The following is an 11,735-nucleotide window of genomic DNA, read 5'->3' on the forward strand; positions in this document are numbered from 1 at the left end:
GGTGATGATGGTACCATTCATATTGGTAGAGACTTTGACCTTGATCCTATGGGACCTGCAATTGAAGGCGGCATTGGTATCAATGCACAACTGTCTCACAATTTCTCCCTTCATGGTGATGTGAATTATCAACAAAAGCTTCAGAAAACTGGTATAAGTGGTGCAAACTTTTCAGGTGGAATACGCTATCAGTTTTAAGGAAAGGCTGTAAATAGCCTATTCATTCTATTCAATTTAATAAAAAGGCAGTATAGTATACTGCCTTTTTTAATCTATGTAAGCTACTATTCTTATCCCCTAAAACTTTTTTCTTTCTCCTCAATGATCTCCTTCTCTGCTATTTACACGAGTCACGCGGCATATTCATTATCGAATTTGTCTATACAGCTAAGCAAAGTGTATTTTTAGGCAATATAAAGAAAACAACATTGGAAAAGATAATGATAAAAGAAGTTCTCTGTTCATACCTTTGCTATCTGTTTCTTCAATCCATTAGCTTAACACCACCCTGTAAGAATTCATTTATATTTCCATGTACCGTTTTTTAGGCAAACCATTTTGACAATGCTTATCCCTATCATTCCATATAATATATTGATTTATAAATATAATTCTTTGTTTTACATGTTGTAATGAGAGTCCGGAATATCGTAGGATTCTCTCATTTCAAACTTGTTTTATGTTGAATCAATTAAAAATTTTCTTGCACGTTACAAGCGGAGCTGGCGTGTGGAGCAAAGTTATATAAGAAAAGCCTAAGAACTCCTATAATGAACTGTCTCAAGAACCAAGAGCTTGTCACAAACATTAGGAGCTAGCAAAGTGTGTGATGGGCTTGCTCTTTTATTAAGCTTAAAGGTATCAGCTTGCTCCTTCGTAAGCGTAAAGATGATGAGACTCTATGGCTTTAGCGTTATAGCATTCATGACCACATCGTCGCGAAATAAGCTTTGGTACCCTTAAAGAAAAGTCTCTTTAAAGAAAGCCTGTGAATAGCCCCCTCATCTCTTTTTCTTATAGCAGAGAAAATTTGCTGATCGTTTTGGTGAGTGCATAAAATAATACATCTCAATGCTATAGAGCTTTTATAACGATTATCCTTAATAGACAATTTTAAATATCATACTTCATAGTGTTTTTAGCATAAGCTTGAGCAAGCTAGGTTTTATGAAATCCATTTTTCCCGACTTCTTATGATCATTAAAAAGTTTTTCTTAAGAAAAACTTCAAATCATAGAGAACACCATAACTATAATTCGTTTTGTTGTTTACAATAAAAACATAATGATATAAAAACTGATTGGGTACTTGCGCCATCAGGGGAATGAAGTAAGCATCAAAGCATACCAAATATTAAAGGCATATCTATGTGTAAGAAATATATTTATAAGAAAAATTTTTTGTTATGTACAATTGCTGGAACTTTCATTTTTTCTCATTTTGCTCCAACTTATGCAAATAGACAACCTCCTGAAATTATTAGTGAGTTTAAGCTGGAAAAAGGAGAAGAAAAAACTCTTAATAACGTTTTTATCCGCAATGGATTGAGCGCAGTGCACGCCTCTGAAAAAGCAATTGCCACAATTACAAACTCAACAATACATTCAGCTTCGTTTGCTTTTGCTGTATCACAAGGTGGACGTATTAATGCTAAAGGAGTAAACGTCAATGCCTTGTACACTGGTCTATCGATTTCAAACGGTATCATTAACATTGAAGATTCATTCATAGAAAGCAAAAAACAATCCGGTATTATTTTTCATAGCATTTTAGATGTTTTTGTGAAAGATGGTGAAGAAGTTATCAATAAGGCAATTCTTAACAATACAAAACTTCTTGTGGAAAATGGTGTCGGTATTTTAGGACCATCATCTTCAAAGTCTGTTGCCGAGGTTCAACTTAGAAATTCAGAAATTCGTTCTGATGTACTATTACAAAATAATGTAAAAAAGAAAACAGATTCAGATCCTCATCCTGTGACTTTTGTATTAACCGCCGATAATTCGATTATGGAAGGAAGAGCAAGAACCTTAGCAGTAAATACAACTGTTTTTAATTTAAATAACAACAGCAAATGGTATTTAAATGTAAGTCAATACGACATAAATCGTGATTTTAGTTCATTTAATTATGCACTCCATGATATTAAGCAACGAGCACTATCTACCGTTTCAGTACTGAACTTCAATAATAGCTCTATTGTGTTTAATGCGCCACATAGGCTGGCAAAGGGTCAATATCAAACCTTGAGTGTAGGACGAACAATTGAGATCCCTAAACCACACGAAAACAGGGATTCCGCTATAAAAACCGTTTATAATGCGACAGGTAATGCAAGGATTTATTTCAATACAGAATGGAGTGATGGTTTAAAAAGAGAACAACAAAAAACGGACCGCCTTCTTGTCCATGGAGATGTATCAGGCACCACGACAATTAGTTTCAATAGTCTTTCAAAAGGTGAGCCATCAAAAGAAGAAGCTTCTATTCCCGCGAATATGCGTGGACTGTCGCTCATTCAAGTATCTGGAAAAACAGATGAAAATGCCTTCAAACTAGCAAATGGCTATGTCACAATGGACGGTTTGCCTTATAAATATATCTTAAATGCCTATGGACCAACATCACGTCTTGGAGAAGCAGAGAGCACACAAAGCCATTTAGGAGAAGTAACTCAACAATCACAAGAAAAGTCCTCAAAAACCGACACGACCCCCGTTGTATTAGGTGGTGTGGTTTTGAAGATTGAGGATAATATAAAAGGTGAATCAACGGCAAATTCTGAGCAAATAGGGAGCACACAAAACCATTTGAGAGAAAATCAGAATTTCTGGGATTTCCGCTTGCAAAGTGCAACGCTCGATGATGAAGGAAAGATCAGAGCTCTCGTTCCTCAAGTGGCAAGCTATTTGTCCATGCCTAGCGCACTATTCTCAGCTGGACTGGCTGATGTAAACAATCAAAACACTTTACTGAACACGATACAAAAAACAGGCTTTGAGAAAAAAAATCATAAAAACAAAGGGATCTTCTTCTCGACTTATGGAAATAAGATGACATTATCCTCTCACCGTACGCCATTGCAATATGGCTATGGTGCCGATATTCACTATGCTGCTTTACAAGCAGGCTTTACATTAGTAGCTCTAGAAGATCAAAACATAACCACCAATTTGGGTCTTTTCGGGACATATGGGAAATTAGCTTTCACCCCAAAAGATATGGAAGGTGCTGACAAGAGTACACTCAATAAATGGTCAATTTCTGCATATAGTGGACTGCGCCATAATAATGGTGCATATATCCATGCTCTCTTTTCTTATGGAATGCTCAAGGGAGATATCACCACAGCTCTCATAGGAAAGACTGCAGAATTGAAAAACGCTGATACATTCAGTGCATCGGCGACCATTGGACAAAAGTTCGAAACCAGTACAAAAGGATTGGTCTTTGAACCACAAGCACAAGTTGTTTATCAGCGTCTCATGCTTGGCACATTCTCAGATGTCGATGGCTTTGATGTAGATATGGGAAATCCTCATCAATACTTAGTGCGTGCTGGTGGGCGCTTAACACAAACGACGATTTCTATTGAAAAAGGCAGTATTCTTTCTCTCTATGGTAAATTGAATATTATTAAAGCTTTTTCTAACAATGACACCATACAGATTGGTGAATCATTCCACTTTGGTTCTATGGGGGCTTCTGTTGAAGGTGGACTTGGTGTGAATGCACAATTATCACAAAATATCGCCCTTCATGCTGATGTTAACTATCAACATAAGCTTCAAAAAACTGGTATATCTGGAGCAAGCTTTTCAGGCGGAATACGCTATCAGTTTTAAGAAAAGGCAAAAAACAATTTATAGTCTATGCATTTTTAATAAAAAAGCAGTACGAATGTACTGCTTTTTTGCAATCTATCGTAAAGAGTCATCAATAACGGTTCTTTCTATACAGCTTTCTCGAAAGGATTAATTTCATTCAAACCAAATGCAACAAAATTCCTTATCTCTCAATGACTGCTGAAGTCTCAAGAGAACTGCCTTTTTGATTTATAAAAATTTTTGTATATCGGTAAAAAATACAAAATATTTTAGCTTTTTTACATCAAAAAAATTCATAGTGAATAATTCTATATGCAAGAAAAACAACTGAACGATTTTTGTAAATGCACAACAAATCTTCTCCAAAAACTTTGTAGAGTTTTCATAACAACAGCCTTAAGCAATAAACATCCTTGTAAAATATTTTGATCCTTAGCACTTTAAAACAAAAATACTTATCAAGCTAGGTTTTCTGAAATCCATCTTCGCTGCATTGCGCTTTCTATTTTAAAAGCTCTTCTAAGACCAATTTTTAAACGATAAATAACAAAGCATAATATTCGTTTTGTTGTTTACAATAAAAATATAATGATATAAAAACTGATTGGGTACTTGCGCCATTAGGGGAATGAAGTAAGCATCAAAGCATACCAAATATTAAAGGCATATCTATGTGTAAGAAATATATTTATAAGAAAAATTTTTTGTTATGTACAATTGCTGGAACTTTCATTTTTTCTCATTTTGCTCCAACTTATGCAAATAAACAACCTCTTGAGATTCCTACGGTCCAAGTAGCTAATGGAGAAGAGAAGAGCCTTCATAATGTTTTTGTTCGTGGTAAGTATGATGCCGTGGTTGCTAAGAAAGGTCATATTACCATTACAAACTCAGTAATGCACTCAGGCTTTACTTTGCTTTCTGCAACATCAGGTGGTCAAATTAATGCCAAAGGAATTGTGGGAGAGGCAGAAGGGCATGGCTTGTCACTCACAAACGGCACAATCCATATTGAAGATTCAACATTAAAGGTCATAGGCCACAGCAGAGCCTATGGTATCAATTTTGGTTATATTTCAAGTTCTACAATAAAAGAAGGAGAAGAAGTTGTAAACAAAGCAATCCTTAATAATACAAAAGTTCTTGTAAACGACGGTGTAGGTATTTTCGGACCTTATTATCCCAAAACGAATGCAGCGTACCTTAAAAACTCAGAAATTCGTTCTGATATGTTATTAAAAAATGAAGTCTCACCCTTCTTCGAGGTTCAACCTGCTACTTTTACATTAGAGGCTGATAATTCGATTATGGAAGGAAGAGCAAAAACGCTTCCTCAAAATACAACGGTTTTCACCCTAAACAATAACAGCAAGTGGCATTTAAAAATTAGTCTATTTGAGTTGGAAAATAGTTTTAGTCTATTTAATTATAAGCTCCTTGATCTTAAGCAACGAGCACAATCTATCGTTTCAGTCCTAAACCTTAATAATAGCTCTATCATATTTAATGCTCCGCATAAACTAGCAGACAATCATTATCAAACCTTGCATGTAGGAAAACATCCACAAAAAGCAGAGCAAAACAGAAGCTCCGATGCAACAACGGTTTACAATGCATTGGGGAACGCAAGAATTTACTTTAATACAGAATGGAGTAATGGTCTTACAAAAGAACAACAAAGAACTGACCGTGTTCTCGTTCATGGTGATGTCTCAGGCACCACAACGATCTATTTCAACAATCTTTCAAAGCATGCAGAACCATTCGATGATGAAGAAGATTCAATTCCTTTGAATATGCGTGGGCTCTCACTTATTCAAGTTTCTGGGCAAGCAAATGAAGATTCCTTCAAACTTGCCCATGGCTACACCACAATGGAGGGCTTACCTTATAAATACATACTCAATGTTTATGGACCAACATCCAGCCGTGGGAAAGCCGATAAGACACAAAGTCATTTAAGCGGAATATCACAAGAATCAAAACAGAAAGATGCACAAAATATCAATGCATCATCCCTTAAAAAAGAAAACTATGGACAAGCTCCCTTGGAAGAAAATGAGAATTTCTGGGATTTCCGCTTGCAAAGTGCGACTCTCGATGATGAAGGAAAGATCAAAGCTCTTGTTCCTCAAATGGCAAGCTATTTGGTTATGCATAATGCAATATTCTCCTCTGGCTTGGCTGATATAAACAATCAAAATACACTGTTAGATAATATGCACTCAATAGTTTTCGGATTAGAAGGTCATAAACAGAAAGGGATATTCTTATCGACTTATGGCAACAAGATAACGTTATCTTCCAGCCGTAGTCCATTAGAATATGGTTATGGTGCAGATGTTCGTTATGCTGCTATCCAAGCAGGCATGACATTAGCAACGTTAGAAAATCAAAATATGACCGCGAATCTTGGTCTTTTAGGCACATATGGAAAGCTTTCTTTTGCGCCAAAGGATATGGAAGGTTCTGACAAAAGCATACTGGATAAATGGTTTTTTACGGCATATGGGAACCTCCACCATGACAATGGTCTCTATGTTAATACACTTTTCTCTTACGGCATTTTAAACGGACATATTACAACAGCCCTTATCGGCAACACCACAGAGTTAAATAATACGGATACATTAAATATATCAGCTACCGTTGGACAAAAACTAGCAACTGGTGTTGAAGGAGTGTCCTTTGAACCACAAGCACAACTTATTTATCAACACATTACATTTGGCACTCTTTCAGATATTGATGGCTTCCAGGTTAATATAAAGGCCCCTCATCAATGGTTGGTCCGTATTGGAGGGCGTTTAACGAAAACAATGCTTCCCATTGAAAAAGATCGTGTTCTTTCTTTTTATGGTAAATTGAATGTCATCAAAGCTTTTGGTGAAAAGCGCACTATCGATGTTATTGAATCTTTCTATCTCGATTCTATGGGCTCTTCCCTTGAAGGTGGGCTTGGCATTAACGCGCAACTTTCTAAAAATATCGCACTTCATGCTGACGTTAATTACCAACATAAACTTCAAAAAGCTGGTGTCTCTGGAATTAATTTTTCCGGTGGAATGCGTTATCGCTTTTAGAAATCTTAGCTCTCTATTTTGACGCATAAGCAGCGCTGAGATGAAAACAGTGCTGCTTATATTTTACTACATTACAAAAAACGTAGTGTGTCAAAAAGTGGTTTATTTTTAGCAAAACAAAGAAAATATCTTAAGGAACATCTCTATGCATAAGAATCTTTTGTTATGTACAGCCGCTTGTGCTTTGTTTTTTTCTTCTTTTAATTTTACGTCTACCAGTACCGCTTCTGGCTTAAACCCTCAAACACGCCATACCATTGATTTAATAAACACACCAACACAAGCATCGAAAACGACTCTTAACACATCCGCAAAAGCTCATGTGAAATTACCCACAAAAGTTAAGAGAACCGCTACCGCTGATACCGAAAGCACCTCTAAACTTACAGATAATGAAGCAGCCGCAACTTCTGCTTCTCTTGATTTGGCAGAAAAAAGAACAGTTCTTATGCCACAAAAAGAAAGCTCTTTAGTTATGCCTATCGCGATGTTTTCTGCCGGTTTTTCTGATTTCAACAATCAAAATATCTCGTTAGACAACATGCAAATAACGATGTTTGAACCCAAAGATCATCCAGAGAGAGGCGTTTTCTTATCCACTTATGGCAATAAGAGCACCTTTTCTTCCAGCATTCAAGAAAAACAAGATGGTGTTCAAGCAGATATTCGCTATGCTGCATTGCAAGCAGGAGCAACATTAATAGCGCTATACGATCAAAATATCAGCAGCAATTTTGGTCTTTTCGGAACATATGGGAAATTGTCTTTTACGCCTAAAAACAAAGAAAGCTCTCATAAGAAAATGCTTGATAAATGGTCACTCACTGCATATGGAAATATTCAACATGACAGTGGCCTCTATGCACATGCATTTCTCTCTTATGGAATTTTCAAAGAAAATAACACCAGAGCTTTCATCAAACATACCTCAAAAGTAAATAATAGTAAAACATTAGGGGCTGCTGCAACTGTTGGTCAAAAACTGTCAACCAGTTTGGAAGGTGTAATCCTAGAACCGCAAGCACAACTTGTTTATCAGCGTCTCATGCTTGGCTCTTTCTCAGATGACGATAACTCTAAAATAGACATAAGCAAACCTCATCAATGGTTGCTCCGTATTGGCGGACGTTTGACGCAAAACAAAGGCCATGCCCTTTCCTTCTACGGCAAACTGAACGCGATCAAAACTTTTAGTGAAAACCTTCCGCTTGCTGCTATGGGATTTTTAATCGAAGGTGGTTTTGGTATTCAGGCGCACTTATCTGAAAATATCGAGTTTCATAATGATCTCAGCTATCAACATAAATTCAAAAAAGATGGCATATCTGCAATAAATATTTCCGCTGGAATGCGCTATCACTTTTAAAAATACTTGTATTTGCATCTTGAAATACAAAGTACTCTCATTATGTTTCGTTTTGTCTCTTACAAAAGAAACATAATGAGGTTAAAGTTTTATCTTTTATGAGAGAGGGGAAATATTTAGGAATACATCTATATGAAAAAAAGTTTTTTACTATACACAGTTTCTGGAGTTCTGTTTTGTTCTTCCACCAGCTTGTCTTATGCTCTTCATGATACGAATGCACAACCTACAATAGATCTCCCGTCTCCACAACCCGCTCATTCAAATGCATCATCTTCATATCCACCTTTAACATCTAGCTCTACAAGAACGATCATACCCCCTCCTCTTACAAAGAGTGAATCTACAACGCCTACTCCTACGAGCACTCTACCTTCCACAACCCAACTTGAAGGAAATTTAGTTCGAAATACAATTTCTTCTTCAAAACAAAACTCTAATCTTAGCCAAGGAAATACACAAACATCAAAGACTAAAGTGGCAGAAGGTGTACAATCTAACCCTACAGCCACACAAGATATTCTTACACAGTCTCCAACGACAGAAATAGCTCCAACAGCAGGAATGGAAGTAAAATCTAGAAGACGTTCAGGTGTTTCCACCTCTTCTACAAACTCTTCCAGAAAAAAAATGCCCGAAAATTCTGCTGTATCCTCACAGTCAGAACCTCCACAAACTTCACCGAATTTACAACCAACACCTATAAACTTAGAACCTACAAGAGCGGAACCTACAAAACCGACAACAAAGCTATCGCCAACGCTTAAAGAACCAGAACTCGCACAGCCAATATCTTTAAGACCAGAAACTGGAAAACCAGCATTACCGGTACCGCCAAAATCTGTAAAACCAGCGCCCGTACAATCTGCCTCTGCACAAAAAATATCTGAAAAATCAGAGCTTAAAAAACCAATATCACCAATAAAACAACCTGAAAAGTCTACACAAATTGAGGATATAAGCTCCAGAATTGAGGCTGAAAACGGTAAGACCATAACGCTATATAACAAAAAAATTCAAGACAATGGTTTTGCTGTACATGCAGAGGGCAATAATTCAAAAATCAACATGATAGGGGGAACAGTTGATGCGCGTTTTGTTGCGCTAAGTGTATCAGATGGTGGAGAAATTGATGCTACAGGTATTACTGTAACAGCAGAAACAGTTGGTTTGCTAAACATAGAGGGAACAATCAAACTGAAAGATTCAAGCGTACATGTCACGGGTAATCATGAAGTGGACGGTATTATTTTCCGCAACAATCCGTATAGTGCCCCTAGAAAACGATATACACGCAATGCTGAAAGGAATGCCAACGCCGTTCAAGAACAAGATGGAGCCAATATTGCCGATAAAGTAACTCTAGAGAATACAAGGATTTTTGTTGAACATGGTAGAGGTATCAACCTTTATGGAACAGGCATAAACGGTGAAGTCAGCCTTAAAAATTCAGAAATTCATGCCGATATTTTATTAAAAAATATAAAAAACGAAAATGCTTTCACAAACACCCTTACACTGGTTTCTAACCACTCTTCTTTAGAAGGTGGAGTGAGAACTTCTAAAGATAATAGAACTGTTTTTGATCTAAAAGAGGGGACAAAATGGCTTTTAAAGGCGAATAAAAACGCCCAAAATAATGATAATGTTTCAGATGACCATGTACAGTTTGGTGTTGATAAAAAATCATACTCTAACCTTTCTGGATTGCGCCTTACAGACAGTGTCATTATGTTTGACAAACCAGTGGAAGGACATTATCAAACTCTGTTTATAGGACCTAATCTTCCGAAAAGAAATGAAATAGCTCATACAGCAGCGGTTTACAGTGCAACAGGTGTTGCAGAAATTTATGTAAATACTCAATGGAATAAACATTCTCCTATCACGGAGCAACAGACCGATCGCATTGTGATTAATGGTGATGTCTCAGGCCGTACTGTTGTTCACATCAATCTCCGAAAAACAGATAAAAAAACAACCGATAGCTCTGCTGTTTGGGGAGAACACATGGCGTCACTTCCTTTAGGGACACATGGGATTTCAATCATTCAAGTTTCCGGACAAGCAAACGAAAATTCCTTCACGTTAGCAGGAAACTATATGACAATAGGGAAACAACCTTATAAGTATGTACTTACAGGCTATAAACCTGGAACATCTCATGAGAGCCAAAACCTTTTTGGTAAGAACAGTAATTTCTGGGATTTCCGCTTACAGAATGCCTACATTGATAAGGATAAAAAAGTTCGAGCACTTTTACCACAGGTAGCAAACTATTTAACCATATCTAATACTTTATTTTCTGCTGGATTTACTGATGTCAGCAATCAAAACACGTTGTTAGACAATATGCGAACAACAGTATTTGGGGCAAAAGACAATAAAAAGAATGGTATCTTTTTCTCTTCCTACGGCGAGAAAGTCACCTTATCTTCCAACCGCGATCCACTGCATTACGGTTATGGTGCTGATGTAAACTATACTGCTTTACAACTGGGTGCCATATTAGCCGCCTCGGAAGGCAAAGACATAAGCACACATTTTGGTTTTTTAGGAACATACGGAAAACTTGCCTTTACGCCAAAAGAGATGCAAGATTCTGAAAAGACAACACTTGATAAATGGTCTCTTGCCGCTTACAGCAGCATCCAACATAGCAATGGTATATATGTAAACACACTTCTTTCTTACGGAAAGTTAAAAGGAAATATTACCACAGCTCTTGTTGGAAATGCCGCAAAACTGGATGGTACTGAGATGCTTAATATATCTGCAACCATTGGTCAGAAATTAGCAACCAACACAAAAGGATTGGTATTTGAACCACAAGCACAATTCATTTATCAAAATCTCATTTTTGATATCTTCTCAGATGCCGATGGCTTAAAAGTAGACATGGGCAACCCGCATCAATGGTTGGTGCGGATTGGTGGACGTTTAACAAAAACTATAATGGCTGCTGAAGAAAATAAGGCTGTCTCCTTCTATGGTAAAATGAATGTGATCAGAGCTTTTGGTGATGGTAAAACCATAAAAATTGCTGATACCTTTCATGTTGATCCTACCGGCTCTTCAGTTGAGGGAGGCATGGGGGTGAATGCATATCTTTCTCAAAATATTGTATTAAACGCCGATATCAGCTATCGGCAAAAACTGCAAAAAGCCGGAGTATCTGGCACCAATTTGTCTGGCGGGATACGTTATCGTTTCTAAAGCAGAAGCTAATTTTAACTTAAATATAAAGAGCAGAACTTTGTGCTGCTCTTTATATTTAAACTTATATTTTTTTTAATTCTCAAAAATCATTATCACATTAAAGAAGATTTTGACTTATAATGTTTCTTTTACATATTGAATAAAAAACTGAATACCATAGCATTCTCTCATCAAAACACCCCATGCATAAAGTTTTTATACCTTACACCACACCTCAAACGATGATGTTTTTACAGCACA

At 36.8% G+C, this 11,735-nt stretch carries 5 protein-coding genes; all 5 read left to right on the plus strand.

Annotated features, from left to right (window positions below; translation table 11 throughout):
• Positions 1-198, plus strand: a 198-nt coding sequence (locus tag ACFIKJ_RS08065) for an autotransporter outer membrane beta-barrel domain-containing protein (protein ID WP_375652059.1), incomplete at its 5' end; no start/stop codon positions are given.
• A 1,169-nt stretch (positions 199-1,367) separates the two neighbouring features.
• Positions 1,368-3,845 carry an autotransporter outer membrane beta-barrel domain-containing protein gene (locus ACFIKJ_RS08070; protein WP_375670443.1) on the plus strand — a complete coding sequence of 826 codons (2,478 nt, stop codon included), beginning with the start codon at positions 1,368-1,370 and terminating at the stop codon, positions 3,843-3,845.
• A gap of 653 nt (positions 3,846-4,498) precedes the next feature.
• Positions 4,499-6,910, plus strand: a complete 2,412-nt coding sequence (locus ACFIKJ_RS08075) for an autotransporter outer membrane beta-barrel domain-containing protein (protein WP_375670444.1) — start codon at positions 4,499-4,501, stop codon at positions 6,908-6,910.
• Between the two features lie 145 nt (positions 6,911-7,055).
• Positions 7,056-8,276 carry an autotransporter outer membrane beta-barrel domain-containing protein gene (locus ACFIKJ_RS08080; RefSeq protein WP_375670445.1) on the plus strand — a complete coding sequence of 407 codons (1,221 nt, stop codon included), beginning with the start codon at positions 7,056-7,058 and terminating at the stop codon, positions 8,274-8,276.
• A gap of 132 nt (positions 8,277-8,408) precedes the next feature.
• A complete protein-coding gene (locus tag ACFIKJ_RS08085; protein ID WP_375670446.1) occupies positions 8,409-11,492 on the plus strand; it encodes an autotransporter outer membrane beta-barrel domain-containing protein in 3,084 nt (1,027 codons plus the stop codon).
• Positions 11,493-11,735: the final 243 nt, after the last annotated feature.

This window comes from Bartonella sp. PS7NMGDW, assembly GCF_042193585.1.
In the GTDB taxonomy this organism is placed as follows: domain Bacteria; phylum Pseudomonadota; class Alphaproteobacteria; order Rhizobiales; family Rhizobiaceae; genus Bartonella; species Bartonella grahamii.